Source organism: Caballeronia sp. AZ10_KS36 (assembly GCF_023631105.1).
GTDB lineage: Bacteria > Pseudomonadota > Gammaproteobacteria > Burkholderiales > Burkholderiaceae > Caballeronia.
Map to the genome: position 1 here is coordinate 61,153 of NZ_JALQDQ010000040.1, position 14,481 is coordinate 75,633.

The following is a 14,481-nucleotide window of genomic DNA, read 5'->3' on the forward strand; positions in this document are numbered from 1 at the left end:
GAGTCCCGAGAGCACGTTGGGCGCGACTTGCTTGGTCATCGCGGTGAAGCCGGGGTCGATGTTCTTTTCGCCGCCGCCCGACAGGCGCGCCAGCATGACGAGCGTGTGCAGGCCGTAGGTGTTCGTGATCGGCGGCACGCCGAGCTTGCCTTTGATGCGCGAGTCTTCGAGCACTTTCCACGAATCCGGCGGCGGCAGGCCGGCCTTCTTGAACGCTTCCTCGTTATAGCCGATGCCTGTGGCCACCATGCCGACGCCGATCGCGCTCGGGCCGATCTTCGCGAGCGGATAGACGTCGTTCATGACGGGCGCGTCGTCGAGCTTCGCGCACAGGTTCATCTGCATGGCTTGATACATCGGGCCGTCGTCCATCACCGCGACGTTGATCTGCTGATGCCCTCGTTGCGCCTGCAACTTCGCGAGCGTGTCGCTCGAATTGCCCGCCACGTACACCACCTTCACGTTATGCGACTTCTCGAAGGCCGGGATGATCTTCTGCCGATAGAGCTGCTCGTTCGAGCCGCCTACGTTCGCCACATACAGCGTGGTTTCGGCCTGCGCGAGCATCGGCGCGGCGCAGGCTGCGGCGAGCGCGAGAGCGGTGATCGTGGGGCGAGCGGATAGGGCAGACAGACGGCGATGCAACGCTCTTTTCATGACGTGATCTCCATGGCGGGGGGCGGAAAACGCGGGGTGTGGTCCCGTCGATGAACCGAGTGTCGCGCCGACAATTCATATCGTCCAATACAAATAAAATACTGACCCATGCACAGTTGATATACATTGGCTCGTCATCGTGGTCAGCACTTAGGGGAAAGCACGCATGAACCTGAAGCATATCGAGGCGTTTCGCGCGGTCATGGTGTCGGGATCGATGACGGCCGCGGCCAAGGCGCTCTTCACGTCGCAGCCGAACGTGAGCCGCCTGATCTCGCAGCTCGAACGCGACACGGGCCTGCAGCTTTTCCAGCGCAGCGGCGTGCGGCTCATTCCGACGAGCGAGGGCACGGCGTTCTTTCGCGAGGTCGAGCGCGCGTTCGTCGGCTTGCAGGGGCTCGCCAACGCGGCGGCTCAGATTCGCAATCTGGGCAGCGGACGTTTGCGCATCGCGGCGATGCCATCGGCCGGCATGACGCTCGTGCCGCACGCAATCAAGCGCTTCGTCGCGCTCTTTCCGGACGTGACGGTCTCGTTGCACGTGAACACGTCGGGTACGGTCAATCACTGGACGGCGTCGCAGTTCTGCGATCTGGGTGTCGCGGTCTATGTGAGCGAGGCGTCGGAGTGCGAGGTCGAGCAGTTATCGAACGTGCCGGCTGTCTGCGTGATGCCGGCGAATCACCGGCTCGCCGCCAAGCGCAGCATCCGCCCGAAGGACCTCGAAGGGGAATCGTTCATCTCGCTGTGTCACGGCGACGGCACGCGCGCCGCCATGGACGATGTGTTTCAGCGCGCGGGCGTCCAGCGCGTGCTCGCCATCGAGGCGCAATATACGGCGATGTGCTGCGAGATGGTCCGTCACGGCATGGGCGTGACGCTTGCGCATCCAATCGTCGCTCGCGACTTCGCGGGGCCGGAGATCGTCATTCGGCCGTTCCTGCCGCACACGCGCTTTCCGACATATCTGCTGTTTCCGCCCCATCGTCCGCGCGAGCGGCTCGCGTCGGCCTTCGTCGAGGTGCTGCGCGGACTGCATGATGAATTGCTCGATGAGGTGGTCGAGACGGACAGGAGGCGGGGGAGGGGGCGCGGTTAGGAGGCGCTGCGCGCTTCGGTCCGCTGTCGTTCGTAAGGATAACGAATGACTTAGATCGACCGAGATTGAGAGTCGAAGTTTGATTTGTACAGGAGGGCAAGTACCGCTGATCAAGGGCGGTTACGCGAGAGCCCCATGAGCAAACACGCATAGACCCCCCGCAAACAACCAAGCCCCTTTCCAGCATTAATTACCGAACGACAGCGTTTGCGCATGCTGTGATACCCTGCACTCCGTGCGAACGGCGCTCTAGGCGCTTGAAACAGCGCGAATAAATTACCGGTCTCGGGTTTCGGCATCAAGAAGGTCCGCGGCCCGCCGTAAAAACAGCTAGTGCCACGCGCACATTTCTTCTGCGGTCGAAGGTCAATCGTCATGCCGTGTCCGGCGGACATCCCGCCACCGAAGCCTCACCTTTACAGACCGGGCGCTTTCGCCCTACACAAAGAACGGTCGCATCGCGACGCGTTTCAGGATTTGCCAGATGAAACCGGTAAGGAATCTCTTTCGCTCACGCTTTGGCCGCTTCTTCGCGTATGGCGTCGCGGTGGCCGCGCTGGTGGCCACGGCGAGCGCCATCGTGTGGCGTCATCATGCCGATGCCGCTCGCCACGAACCGCTCGCGCTGGCCGGCGTGGCGAGCGCGATGCGCGCTGACGCGAAGCCGTGGACGCATCGCGAGAAAGACGTCTCGCAGCTCGTGGCCGATATCCGTGCCCGCGATGTCGCCGCCATCGGCGTGAGCCGCGATGCGATCCTCGTATCGACGCAGCGCGGGGAGAAGTACTACGTTGCCGACCATAACGGCGCTTTCTCGAATGCGCTCCTGATCGGCGATATGAAGTCCGGCGAAGCCGCGCCGTATCAACTGGTCTGGCTGCCGGACGCGAACGTGCAAACCGGCATGGCGCGTTGGGACGACGACTTCAATCGACTGCGCGATCTCCTGAGCATCCTGTTGCCCGTCGCGATGGTCGGCGGCTTGTTGTGGTTCATGCGCCGCGAGATGCGCGGCGGCGCGCAATTGCTGGCGAAATCGCCGACGATGCGCTTCGACGACGTCATCGGCGCAGGCGAAGCGAAAGCCGCGCTCGCGGACGTGCGCGCGTGGCTGACCGAGCCCGCGCAATTCACCGGCATGGGCGTGCGCGCGCCGTGCGGCATCCTCATGACGGGCGGGCCGGGCGTCGGCAAGACGCGTCTCGCGCAGGCGCTCGCGGGCGAATGCGGCGCGAACTTCATCGCGATCACGGGCAGCTATTTCAGCGCGAAATACTATGGCGTCGGCATTCAGAAGGTGAAGCATCTGTTCGAACTCGCGCGCAAGAACGCGCCGACGGTCATCTTCATCGACGAAGCGGACGGCCTCGGCAAGCGCACGGATACGGGCGGCGGTCCGGTCGAAGCGGAGAGCAACCGCATCATCAACCAGCTGCTTGCCGAGATGGATGGCTTCGCGTCGAACGAAGGCGTCATCATCGTTGCGGCGACGAATCACCCGGACAATCTCGACGAGGCGCTGCGCCGCCCTGGCCGTTTCGATCGGACCATTCAGGTGCGTTTGCCCGATATCGACGACCGCGAGAAGATCCTGCGTTTCTACGCGGCTAATCTCAAGACGAAGGCGGGCGACATCGACTTCACGCAGCTCGCGCGGCTGACTACGGGCTTGTCGCCGGCCACGCTCGCGATGATCGTGAATCAGGCGGGTCTCGTGGCGCGCAAAGCCGGGGAGACGGAAGTGGCGGCCGACCATTTCGTCGAAGCGATCAAGATCGCGCGCATCGGCGATATCAACGGGGCGGAGCGCGCGCTGTCCGACGACGAACGCACGCGCATTGCCATTCACGAAGCCGGGCACGGGCTCGTTGCGGCGCTGCTGAACACGGGCGTGCTCGAAGAAGTCACCATCCTGCCGCGCGGCGGCGCGCTCGGCGTCGCGCTCATCACGAAGGCGCAGGACAAGCATCTGTATCGCGAGACCGAGATGCGTAACGAGATTCAGGTGCTGCTCGGCGGACGCAACGCGGAACTGTTGATGTTCAACGAGGCATCGAGCGGCGCGGCGCAGGATTTGCAGGAAGCATCGCGCATCGGGCTGGATATGGTGTCGAAGTTCGGCTTCAATAACGACGGCAATCTGTTCAGCCTCGCCGCCTTGCCGCAACAGGTCGCGGGCCTTCAGTTGAAGACGGCGATCGGACATGCGAACGAGCTTCTCTCCGACCTGAACGATGCGTGCTTCGCGCTGCTAAAGGCGAATGAGCCGGTGCTTCGCGCGATTGCGGATCAACTGCTCGTGTCGGAGACGGTTCCGGGCGAGACGGTGTATCGGCTGATTCGCGAGCATGCGGCGGCTGTCGAAGCGATCGACGAGGCGCTCGCGGCTTGAGCGGATGCTCGGGGTGCATCATCACGTTCATGCTTCGCGCGAAGCGTGCGCATCCGCGCGATACGCTTGCGTAAGTCCGTCGTAGCCCCAGCTGTCTTTCGGCGCTTCGTGGATCACGACATAGCTCACTTCGGACAACCTGCTGCCGATCACCGATTTAAGCAGTGCATTGGCTTCACGGACGAAGCGGGCCTTCTCTTCGGCAGTGTTGGTCCCGGCACTGACGATGGCATCGACCTGCGCGGCACACGCGACCGGCTCACCGCCCACGGTCCAACTTTTGGCGGGCACCTGTTCGACCAGAACAGCCACGAGAGGCCCGACTTTACGAAGGACATCGACCATCAACGCAGTGATGCCTTCTTGAATCGCTTTCACTTGATGCTGCGCGAGCGGTTCACCAATCGCTTTGACGCTGATGAAGGGCATGGCCATTTCTCCTTGTTCGATGCACACGCGAGAGCGTTGCGTATCGAGAAGATATGGCCGCTCGCCGCTTCGAGCAATTTGAAAGTTTGGAACTCATTCATCCATCGAATCGAACCGTCGCTCAGCGCACAGCCACGGCGGCGAGTTCGTCACGGATCGTTTCGGTCACGATATCGGTTAGCTTCGTGACTGCGGCTGTGGCTTCGGCTTCTGCGCGATGAAGCGAAAGCGGCGCGAGCGGCAGAGCGGGCAAGCCGGTTGACATCGGGTCGAGCGCAACGAGCGATGGCGGCATCTTTAAGGCGGTTCGAACGGTGATGCCGAGGCCGCCTTCGACCGCGGCCCACAGCCCCGAGAGGCTGGGACTGGTGAACACCAGCCGCCACGACAGGCCGGCTGCATCCATCGCATCGACGGCGGCCGAGCGGAACGTGCACGGCGGGTCGAACGCGACGAAGGGCAGAGGCTGCCCGCCAAGACTTTCCACGCCACCCCAATCAGGCCGCCCGACCCACTGAATCGGCACGGCCGCCACGCGTTCGCCGTGCGGCGACGCGCTTCCGTCTCCCCAGACGAGCGCCACATCGAGCGCGCCTGTGAGTGTCTTTTCGATGAGCGATGCGCTTCTATCCACCTGAACCTCGACGCGCACTTTCGGATGCGCTCTCGCGAACCGGCTGAGAACCGCCGGCAGCCAGCTTTCCGCGAAGTCTTGCGGCAAGCCGAGCCGCGCCCAGCCCTCCAGGTCCGATCCCCTCACGGTTTCCACTGCTTCGTCGTTGAGTTCGAGCAAGCGCTTCGCGTAGCTCAGCAGACCTTCGCCCGCCGTGGTGAGCGCGAGCCCGCGCCCTGACTTCTGCACGAGAGGCCGGCCGATCTGATCCTCCAGCCTGCGCAACTGCGTACTGATCGCGGATTGCGAGCGGCCCAAGCGCTCCGCCGCGCGCGCGAAGCTGCCGAGTTCGAACCCGGTGACGAAGGTTCTCAGCACATCCATGTCGAGATTGGTTCGCGTAGGCATCGTTCGATTTCGCAGATGCGACCCTTCGTAAGTTTCAAATTTACGGAATGATGATCGGGCCGTAACGTGTGTACGTCAAGTACCGCAGACGTCCACAGTCATATAGGAGTGACGAAGCCATGCCGCTCATCCGCATTTCTCTGATCAAAGGCAAGTCCCCCGCGCATATCCGAGCCATTAGCGACGGCGTCCATCAGGCGCTGGTCGAGGCCTATGGCGCGCCGGCCGATGATCGATTCCATCTCGTTCATCAGCATGAGCGCGAGGAGTTCATCTACGACAGCGACTATCTCGGGATTCATCGCACCGACGATCTGGTCATCATCAACATCACGGCGGGCAATTGGCGCGACACTGCGAAGAAGAAAGCGCTCTTCAAGGCGATTGCGAGCAATCTCGCGGAGAACCCGGGCCTGCGTCCGGAGGACGTTCTGATTGTCTTGCAGCCGAATGCACGAGACGAATGGTCGTTCGGTAATGGTTCGGCATCCTATGTAAAGGAGGAGTCGGGCAGCTAGACCGTATCGGAGATCGGGCGCGCGATTCGCCTGAACATTGCTATGCACCTGTTATCGTCCGAACGTTCCGTCTATTCGACCTTGTGATTCGCACTGCCGATGTTTGTGCATTGCACTCGCATTTTGCTTTGACTATGCTAAGGAGCATTCGGTAAGAGCCGCGCCGCATCGAAGCCTTCGGCTACCGAGCGCCGCGGCCAACAGAACCGTTGACCGCTAGTGTGGCAGTCTGGGAGGATTCGGCATGTCGGTATCGGTCGTCATTCCCGTGTACAACGCGCAGGACTTCGTACGAGTCGCGCTGGCATCGCTGCAAACGCAGACGCTCGCGCCACTCGAAATCGTCGTCGTGAACGACGCCTCCACTGACAATACCGCGAAGGTCGTGCAAGCTGCGTCGGAAGAAGACAGCCGCATTAAGCTGATCGACCTCGCCGAGAACGTGGGGCCGGGCGGCGCGCGCAATGCGGGCATCGCGCACGCACGCGGTCAGTGGATCGCGCTTCTCGACGCCGACGACCGGTTCGCGCCGGAACGCTTAGAGCGGCTCGTGCGCCTCGGAAACGATACCGGCGCCGATATCGTGACGGACAATCTGTTGATCTACGACGCCATCGCACAGAAAGTCGTGCGCACCGGGTTTCGTCCGAGAGGAAGCGAGCCGCACTTTGCAGTCACGCTGGATACGTTCCTGTACAACGCGGCGGGGGAATCGACCGGATGCGACTTCGGGCTTCTCAAGCCGCTATTTCGCCGCGACGCCTTGGTGAGTCGAGGGCTGCGCTATCCGGTGAGCTTGCGTCATGGCGAGGACTTCCACTTCATGCTCGACGCGCTGCTATCCGGTTGTGTCTGGGTGTGCGCCAACGATGCCTATTATCTCTACACGGAGAGAACGGGCTCCATCAGCAAGACCTCGTCCGGCATGAGCCGTACGAAGGTGAACTACAGCGCGATGAAGACGGCCACCGACGAACTGTTGTCGCGGCCTGCAATCAGCGGCAATCCCCGTCTGCGAGCACTCGTCGCGCGACGCTCGCAGAGCCTGCGTTGGCTGGACGCAAAAACGAAGCTCATCTCGATGCGCAAGTCCGAAGGCACCGCGAGCGTGCTGAAGACGTGCGCGAGCGACCCGTGGATCGCATGGAATGTCGGCCGCTTTCTGCTGCGCCGCGTATCGCGAAAGCTGAATTCGCTCGGCCACGCCACTTTGCATTCCACAGGCTCGCGGCCGCTGCGTTAGTTCCCGCAATCAGGATCAGACCGAAGCCGTCCTGAACACGGCCATCGTCGACTTCAATTGCTCGGCCTGATCCTGCAACGACCCGGCCGCCGCAGCCGCCTGTTCCACCAGCGCCGCGTTCTGCTGCGTGACTTCGTCCATCTGGCTAATGGCCTGATTCACTTGTTCGATGCCGCGACTCTGCTCGTTCGATGCAGACGCGATCTCGTCCATGATGTCGGTCACCTTCTGGATAGCGGCGCTGATCTTCGTCATCGTGTCGCCGGCGCGGCCGACGAGTTGCGTGCCCGCGGTAACGCGCGTACTGGACGCCTCGATCAGTTCACGAATCTCCTTCGACGCCGTCGAAGAGCGTTGCGCGAGACTGCGCACTTCGCCCGCCACCACCGCGAAGCCGCGGCCTTGCTCGCCAGCGCGCGCCGCTTCGACGGCCGCATTCAGCGCGAGGATGTTGGTCTGGAACGCGATACCTTCGATCATGTCGATGATCTCGCCGATCTTGTGCGAGCTGTGCTCGATCTCGGCCATCGTGCCGACCACTTCGCCGACGATCGTCGTGCCTTCCTTCGCGACGTCCCGCGCCGTGCCGGCCAGTCCGCTCGCTTGCCGCGCATTCTCCGAGTTGTGCTTCACGGCTGCGGTCAGTTCTTCCATGCTCGCCGCCGTTTCCTGCAGCGAGGCCGCCTGCTGCTCCGTGCGCGACGACAGATCCGTATTGCCGACCGCGATCTCGCGGCTCGCGCTCGCAATCGCGTTGGCCGACGTCTTCACGCTCTCGATCGCCGTCAGCAACTGGGCACGCATGCGCGCCATCGAATACATGAGACTCGAACGGTCGTCCGCCTGAGTCGCGACATCGACGGTGAGGTTGTTGTCCGCGATCTGGTTCGCGACTTCCGCCGCGTACGACGGCTCGCCGCCCATCGACCGCAGAATGCCGCGATTGAGCCGCGACACGACTACGCACAGCACCACCGCGATCGCCGCGAGCACGCCGAGGCTCCAGCCGAGCGACGCATAGAAGGCCGCGTTGATGTCGTCGATATACACACCCGTCACGATGAGCCAGTCCCACGGCTGATACATGGAGACATACGACATCTTCGGCAGGATCTCGTTGCTGCCGGGTTTCGCGAACGAATAGTAGGTGTAGCCGGCGCCCTCGCGCTTGCCCACGTCGATGATTTCGCGGTACAGATAGACGCCGTTCGGGTCCTTGAAGTCCATCATCATCTTGCCGACGAACTCGGGCTTCATCGGATGCACCAGCACTTTGGCCTGCGAATCGAACACGCTGAAATAGCCGTTGTCGCCGAAGCGAATGTCGCGGATCGCGTTCAACGCGCCTTGCTTGGCCTGGTCCTGCGTGATCGTGCCGCTCGCCGCCTGCTGCGCGAACTCTTTGATGATGCTGTTGGCGACTTCCGTCGCGTGCTTGATATCGAGCTTGGTCTGCTCGGTGCGTACGGCGCGCATGCGGAATGCGTCGGCCACGGAGATTCCTGCCAGGCACGCAAGGCTCAGGAGCAGGGGCAGCCAGAGTTTTCTAGAAAAAGTCATGCGAGTCGTCGTTTTCGTTGATATTCGCTTACGGCCAGCGCGGGACGAGCGGCCTCTGGCTGTAATAACGGAAACGAATGCGCCGACTTTAGCCCGCGAAAAATAGACAGAGCGTGCGGAAAATGCGGCAGGCTTGCTTGCGCCTGCCGCCGTTTAGCCCCGCTTAGTTCGGCGTGTTCCGCACGCGCCGATGTTCAGGCTCTTCCGCCGCGACGGTGGCGCCGGTCTTGTCGTTGGGGACGTCGCCGTCCTGCCATGTGTGCGCGTCGGCGCCCACCTGACAGTCGCCCTTGCTCAGCGAGAGCAGCACCGGAATGGACTTGTACGCCGGCGTGCCGCTGCGCGCATCGTTGTCCGAGAGCGACACGAGGCAATTGGCTTCCGGATAGTACGCGGCGATGGAACCCTGCGCGATATCGAACGCGACCGCAGTGAGTCCGCACAGACGGCGCGAGCCGCCGACGCTGACCGTGCTTTCGATCGTCTCCAGATCCACGAGATCGCCGTGCTGAAGCCCGCGCGCTTCGAGATCGCGTTCGTTGACGAACACCACGTCGCGCCGGCCCGTGATGCCGCGGTAGCGGTCATTGAAGCCGTAGATCGTCGTGTTGTACTGATCGTGGCTGCGGATGGTCGCGAGAATCAGCGCGTCGCTGCGGTCCACGCGCGGGTCCATCATCACGCCCTTATGCGCGATGAAGCGCGCGCGTCCCTCCGGCGTGTCCCAACGGCGCGCGGCGGCGGCGTTGAAGAGGCGGAAGCCGCCCGGGTCCTGAATGCGCTCGTTATAGCGCTCGAACTGCGGAAACACTCGCTCGATGAGATCGCGGATGCGGTTGTAGTCCGCCACCCAGCCGTCCCAGTCGAGCGACGGATCGTCGAGCGTCGCCTTCGCGATGCCCGCGACGATGGCCGGTTCCGAGCGCAAATGTTCGGACGCGGGCGGCAGCGACCCGCGCGACGCGTGCACCATCGACATCGAATCTTCGACGGTGATGGACTGCGGCCCGCTTTCCTGCACATCCAGTTCCGTGCGGCCGAGGCAGGGCAGCAGGATCGTTTCCTTCGCGACCAGCAAGTGCGAGCGGTTCAGCTTCGTCGCAATATGCACGGCGAGGTCGAGCTTGCGCATGGCCTCGTAGCAGACGGGCGTATCCGACATCGCCACCGGCAGATTGCCGCCGAGCGCGATGAGCGCCTTCGCGCGGCCATCGCGCATCGCCTCGATGGCGGAGATCGCACCGTGACCGTGCTCGCGCGGCGGCGTGAAGCCGAACACGCGCCCGAGCGAATCGAGCATCTCCTGATGCGGTATTTCGGTGATGCCGACGGTGCGATCGCCCTGCACGTTCGAATGTCCGCGCAAGGGGCAGATGCCCGCGCCGTCGCGTCCCATGTTGCCGCGCAGAAGCAGCAGGTTGACGATCTGCTGCACGTTGGCCGTGCCGCTGTGATGCTGCGTGATGCCCATGCCATAGCACGCGATCACCGCTTTCGCATTCGCATACAGCTTGCCGATGTGCTCGATCTCCTCGCGCTCGACGCCCGACGCGCCGACGATCTGTTCCCACGAAGTCGCGTCGATATCGGCGATGAGTTCTTCGATGCCGCTCGTGTGTTCGTCGATGAACGCGCGATCGAGCACGCCTTCGCCGCCTTGCGCCTGGCTCTCGCGGTCGAGCGCGAGCACCGTCTTCATCATGCCCTTGAGGAACGCGACATCGCCGCCGATCCGCACCTGAATGTAATCCGTCGCGATGGCCGTCGAGCGGCCCGTCACCATTTCGACCGGGTCCTGCGGCGACGCGAAGCGTTCGAGTCCGCGCTCGCGCAACGGATTCAGCACGACGATCTTCGCGCCGCGCCGGGAGGCCTCGCGCAGCGTTGCAAGCATGCGCGGATGGTTCGTGCCGGGATTGTGTCCGATGCAGAAGATCGCGTCGCAATGATCGAAGTCCGCGAGCGTCACCGTTCCCTTGCCCACGCCGATGGACTCGGGCAAACCGACGCTCGTCGGCTCGTGGCACATGTTCGAGCAATCGGGGAAGTTGTTGGTGCCGAAGCGCCGCGCGAACAGTTGATACAGGAACGCCGCTTCGTTCGATGCGCGGCCCGAGGTATAGAACTCCGCCATGTTCGGGTCCGGCAGCGCCCGCAACGACTGGCCGATGCGCTCGAACGCCTCGTCCCACGAGATCGGCAGATAGCGGTCGGAAGCGGCGTCGTAGCGCATCGGATGCGTGAGCCGTCCTTCGTCTTCCAGTGCGAAGTCGTTCCACGTCCACAGTTCGCTGACGGTGTGGCGTCCGAAGAATTCGGGCGTGGTGCGCTTCGTGGTGGCTTCCCACGAGACGGCCTTCGCGCCGTTCTCGCAGAATTCGAAGGACGACGTGCTGCGCGGGTCCGGCCACGCGCAGCCCGGACAGTCGAAGCCCGCGGGCTGGTTGACTTTGAGAAGCATCGTCGCTTCACGCGCGACGCCCATCTGCTGCTTCAGCGCCCGCGCGACGGCCTGCAACGCGCCCCATCCACCCGCCGGTCCGCCATACGGGCCTACGCCCGGAACTTCACGCTTGCTCATTACTGCTCTCCGTTATCCGACTTGCGGATGGCAGCAAGGCTTATGCCGGTCTGCTTCAGGGCTTGTTGCGTCGACTTGACCGCTCTGGCAAGCCTCAGGACTTCGGGTCGGGCTCGGCTTCCGTGTTGGTGCCGGTCTTGCCGTTGCTGCGGTTCGTTACCGCGCCGGTTTCGTCGAGCACGTCGTCGAGATCGTCGTCCGATTCGTCGGATGGCGTCGACATCCACAACGCGGTCGGCGCCGTTGAGCGACGCAGGGGCTGGGCGAGTTGAGTCATGGCGTTGTCCTCGGTAGTGGTCATCGCCTGTCATGCAGCAAGCCGTCTGCCTGATGGCGAGCATGCGGCTCGCAACGATTACATTCAGTCAGGCGCGCTCAGGGTCAGCGTCCACCGCGTGCCGTTGCCTTGTGCCGATTGCATCGTCAGTTGGCCGCCGAAGCTGCCGACGATGCGTCGCACCGTGCTCAAGCCGGTGTTCTCGTTGGCGCCGGGGGCATAGCCGCAGCCGTTGTCGCTCACTTCGATCTCGACGCCCGCCGCTGTGCGCTGCATCGCCACGCGAATCTCGCCCGCGCAGCCAATGAATGCATGCTCGACCGCGTTGGCCACCAGTTCGTTGACGACCGTGCCGATAGCCGCGCATGTGTCGATGGAAAGCGTCGCCGCACCGCGCTCGAGCGCCAGCGCGAGGGTGACGTCATGGCCGGGGAGATCGTAGAGGTCTTCGAAACTCGCGCTCATGTTTTCAAGATACGCGCCGAGATCGACGCTCTCGTCATGCTCGCCGAGTCCCAGCAGATGATCGTAGAGCGATGCCATCGCGAACACGCGGCGCTCGACTTCGCGATAGCCCTTTTGGACCGCCGGGTCCGCGCACTCGCTCGCCCGCCGTTCGAGGAGCGCGGTAATCATCTGGAAATTGTTGCGGATGCGGTGCTGCTGCTCGCGCAGGAGCGCGGCCTTCGCGTCGCGTTCTTCGGTCAGTGCCTCGTGCCGTTGCCGCGACTCGATGCCTTCCGCGAGGATCGCGGCAATCGAGGCGAGAAACGAAAGGTGAGAAGCGTCGACTTCGTGCTGCTGGTCGTAGTCCACTTCGAGGATGCCGTACGGTCCCTCGGCGCCGATGAGCGGCAGGCTCACCGATGTCACGACGCGGTATTCGCGCAGGATCGCGGGCGCGCGCTCGCCGCGCTCCGCAGGCACATTGGCGACGACGACCGGCCGCGCCGAAATCAGCGCCTCGCCGGGCGGGTTGCCGGCGTCCGCCGTGCCCGCTTCGCGCCCGATCGCCGCCGCGCCCATCCCGACTTGCGCTTTCAAAATGAGCGTGTTGCCGGCGCGCTGAAGTTCGAGGACCTTTGCCATCGGCGATGCGCAGCCGGCCGACGCGGCCTGTGCGGCGGCATCCTGCAGCCGCGCTATCGAACGTTCGCCCTGGAATGCGTCGTGCAAGCTCGCGAGCGCCTTTCGCTGCCGCAGGAGCACGGCCACCGGCACGGTCTCGGTCCCCGAGAACGCGAGGTTGTCGATGCAGGCGGCCCACGTGGCTTTGCGCGCGAAGCTCATGTGCTCTCACGGGTGTGCTGGCGGTTCAACCATTCTAATGACTGGTTGCGGCCAGCGCTTGCGTCCTCGCACATAGCCTACGTTGCGCCTGCATCGACCCGGAAAAACCGACCGTTGCCGAGGACCGTGCGATGCCGCCCGCACCGCGCCGTTACCGGTAACGGAAGCGAATTGCGCGCGCTAGCACCAGTCGCTATACTGGCTCCGCGATTGCGGTGGCCTGACCACCGTGATTGGCCTGACCGCAGGACGAATCGAGCAAACTAACTGAAAGCAACGCATCCGCACCGCGTGCGAATGCGCCTGAAGGGGCGTGCCGATAATCGAGTCGCGTCGCGCCGGTCCACAAGAAAAATGAAAGGAGACGAACAGATGTTCCGTAAAGGAATGCCGGTCAAGGCCGCGCTCGCGCTCGCCGTTTGCGCGCTCGCTGGCGCTGCCCACGCGCAGGTCGCCACGGGCGATACGTCGCAAAAGAAGATCGCGCTGTCCAACAGCTTCGCGGGCAACGCGTGGCGGCAGTCGATGCTCAAGAGCTGGAATGCCGTCGCGCAGCAGGCCGTCGCCGACAAGAAGGTGGCCGCCGCGCCCGCTTTCACGACCGCCGAAAACCAGGTGACGGAGCAGGCGCAGCAGGTGCAGAACCTGATTCTTCAGGGCTACAACGCGATCGTCATCGACGCCGTTTCGCCCACCGCGCTCAACGGCACGATCAAGAAGGCGTGCGCCGCGGGCGTCGTCGTCGTGTCGTTCGACGGCGTGGTCGACGAACCCTGCGCGTATCGCGTGAACTTCGACTTCAAGGGCTGGGCGGAACAGGGCGTCGACTATCTCGCGACGCGCCTCAACGGCAAGGGCAACATTCTCGAAGTGCGCGGCGTGGCGGGCATCTCCGTCGACAACCTGATGCACGAAGGCGTGCTCGAAGGGCTCAAGAAGCATCCGGGGATGAAGCTCGTCGGTTCGGTGAACGGAGACTGGACGCAATCGGTCGCGCAGAAGGCCGTCGCCGGCATTCTGCCGACGCTGCCGCAAGTCGATGGCGTCGCCACCGAAGGCGAGATGTCGTTCGGCATCGCGCAGGCGTTCAAGGCCGCGAATCGTCCGGCGCCGCCGATGATCATCGGCAGCACGTATCCCGAACTCCAGTGGTGGAGCGAGCAGACGAAGACGGGCTATCAGTCGCGTTCGCTGTCGAATCCGCCGGGCGCGGTGTCGTTCGCGTTCTGGGTCGCGCAGCAAGTGCTCGCGGGCAAGAAGATCCCGAAGGAAGTGACCATCAACGTGCCGCTGCTCGCCATCTCGCAGCAGGAACTGCCGGCCAAGCTCGCCGCGACGCCGCCGGGCGGCCTGGCCGACGTGACGTACACGCTGCCGCAGACCGTGGCCTTGCTCGACAAGAAATAAGCACGAC

Annotated in this window: 11 protein-coding genes and 1 pseudogene; 5 read left to right on the forward strand and 7 right to left on the reverse strand. The window is 63.6% G+C overall.

From position 1 onward, the window contains the following. Positions 1–6: 6 nt before the first annotated feature. A pseudogene (locus NCR35_RS25775) lies at positions 7–657 on the reverse strand (extracellular solute-binding protein); the annotation flags it as partial. Between the two features lie 166 nt (positions 658–823). Between NCR35_RS25775 and NCR35_RS25780 the strand changes: the two are divergent. After that, on the forward strand, positions 824–1,756 hold the full coding sequence (locus NCR35_RS25780) for a LysR substrate-binding domain-containing protein (protein WP_250536757.1): 933 nt from the start codon (positions 824–826) through the stop codon (positions 1,754–1,756). A gap of 484 nt (positions 1,757–2,240) precedes the next feature. After that, positions 2,241–4,148 carry an AAA family ATPase gene (locus NCR35_RS25785; protein WP_250536758.1) on the forward strand — a complete coding sequence of 636 codons (1,908 nt, stop codon included), beginning with the start codon at positions 2,241–2,243 and terminating at the stop codon, positions 4,146–4,148. A gap of 27 nt (positions 4,149–4,175) precedes the next feature. On the opposite strand, the gene NCR35_RS25790 is transcribed toward NCR35_RS25785, so the two are convergent. Next, positions 4,176–4,577 carry a tautomerase family protein gene (locus tag NCR35_RS25790; protein WP_250536759.1) on the reverse strand — a complete coding sequence of 134 codons (402 nt, stop codon included), beginning with the start codon at positions 4,575–4,577 and terminating at the stop codon, positions 4,176–4,178. Positions 4,578–4,698: 121 nt separating this feature from the next. Next, positions 4,699–5,598 carry a LysR substrate-binding domain-containing protein gene (locus NCR35_RS25795; RefSeq protein WP_250536760.1) on the reverse strand — a complete coding sequence of 300 codons (900 nt, stop codon included), beginning with the start codon at positions 5,596–5,598 and terminating at the stop codon, positions 4,699–4,701. A 119-nt stretch (positions 5,599–5,717) separates the two neighbouring features. On the opposite strand from NCR35_RS25795, the gene NCR35_RS25800 reads away from it, so the two are divergent. Together NCR35_RS25800 and NCR35_RS25805 are read left to right on the forward strand one after the other, a co-directional pair. After that, entirely contained in the window at positions 5,718–6,116 is a 399-nt protein-coding gene (locus tag NCR35_RS25800; RefSeq protein WP_250536761.1) for a tautomerase family protein, read from the forward strand. A gap of 244 nt (positions 6,117–6,360) precedes the next feature. Next, positions 6,361–7,359 (forward strand): glycosyltransferase family 2 protein, encoded by a 999-nt coding sequence (locus NCR35_RS25805; protein ID WP_250536762.1) that lies wholly within the window; start codon positions 6,361–6,363, stop codon positions 7,357–7,359. 15 nt (positions 7,360–7,374) lie between these two features. Here the strand turns inward: NCR35_RS25805 and NCR35_RS25810 are convergent, their stop codons facing one another. From NCR35_RS25810 to NCR35_RS25825, 4 genes are all read right to left on the reverse strand, one after another. Next, positions 7,375–8,919: a methyl-accepting chemotaxis protein gene (locus NCR35_RS25810; RefSeq protein ID WP_250536763.1), complete on the reverse strand. Its 1,545-nt coding sequence runs from the start codon at positions 8,917–8,919 to the stop codon at positions 7,375–7,377. Between the two features lie 163 nt (positions 8,920–9,082). Further along, positions 9,083–11,500, reverse strand: coding sequence for an FdhF/YdeP family oxidoreductase (locus NCR35_RS25815; protein WP_250536764.1), 2,418 nt, complete (start codon positions 11,498–11,500; stop codon positions 9,083–9,085). 94 nt (positions 11,501–11,594) lie between these two features. Next, positions 11,595–11,777: a hypothetical protein gene (locus NCR35_RS25820; RefSeq protein WP_250536765.1), complete on the reverse strand. Its 183-nt coding sequence runs from the start codon at positions 11,775–11,777 to the stop codon at positions 11,595–11,597. A gap of 84 nt (positions 11,778–11,861) precedes the next feature. Beyond that, positions 11,862–13,067 carry a sensor histidine kinase gene (locus NCR35_RS25825; protein WP_250536766.1) on the reverse strand — a complete coding sequence of 402 codons (1,206 nt, stop codon included), beginning with the start codon at positions 13,065–13,067 and terminating at the stop codon, positions 11,862–11,864. 372 nt (positions 13,068–13,439) lie between these two features. On the opposite strand from NCR35_RS25825, the gene NCR35_RS25830 reads away from it, so the two are divergent. Continuing rightward, positions 13,440–14,474, forward strand: a complete 1,035-nt coding sequence (locus NCR35_RS25830; RefSeq protein WP_250536767.1) for a substrate-binding domain-containing protein — start codon at positions 13,440–13,442, stop codon at positions 14,472–14,474. Positions 14,475–14,481 lie beyond the last annotated feature (7 nt).

Coding starts and splice junctions, on each gene's coding strand:
- NCR35_RS25825 (WP_250536766.1), bottom strand. CDS start 13,067: ATGAGCTTCGCGCGCAAAGCCACGTGGGCCGCCTGCATCGACAACCTC.
- NCR35_RS25805 (WP_250536762.1), top strand. CDS start 6,361: ATGTCGGTATCGGTCGTCATTCCCGTGTACAACGCGCAGGACTTCGTA.
- NCR35_RS25785 (WP_250536758.1), top strand. CDS start 2,241: ATGAAACCGGTAAGGAATCTCTTTCGCTCACGCTTTGGCCGCTTCTTC.
- NCR35_RS25780 (WP_250536757.1), top strand. CDS start 824: ATGAACCTGAAGCATATCGAGGCGTTTCGCGCGGTCATGGTGTCGGGA.
- NCR35_RS25810 (WP_250536763.1), bottom strand. CDS start 8,919: ATGACTTTTTCTAGAAAACTCTGGCTGCCCCTGCTCCTGAGCCTTGCG.
- NCR35_RS25800 (WP_250536761.1), top strand. CDS start 5,718: ATGCCGCTCATCCGCATTTCTCTGATCAAAGGCAAGTCCCCCGCGCAT.
- NCR35_RS25815 (WP_250536764.1), bottom strand. CDS start 11,500: ATGAGCAAGCGTGAAGTTCCGGGCGTAGGCCCGTATGGCGGACCGGCG.
- NCR35_RS25790 (WP_250536759.1), bottom strand. CDS start 4,577: ATGCCCTTCATCAGCGTCAAAGCGATTGGTGAACCGCTCGCGCAGCAT.
- NCR35_RS25820 (WP_250536765.1), bottom strand. CDS start 11,777: ATGACTCAACTCGCCCAGCCCCTGCGTCGCTCAACGGCGCCGACCGCG.
- NCR35_RS25795 (WP_250536760.1), bottom strand. CDS start 5,598: ATGCCTACGCGAACCAATCTCGACATGGATGTGCTGAGAACCTTCGTC.
- NCR35_RS25830 (WP_250536767.1), top strand. CDS start 13,440: ATGTTCCGTAAAGGAATGCCGGTCAAGGCCGCGCTCGCGCTCGCCGTT.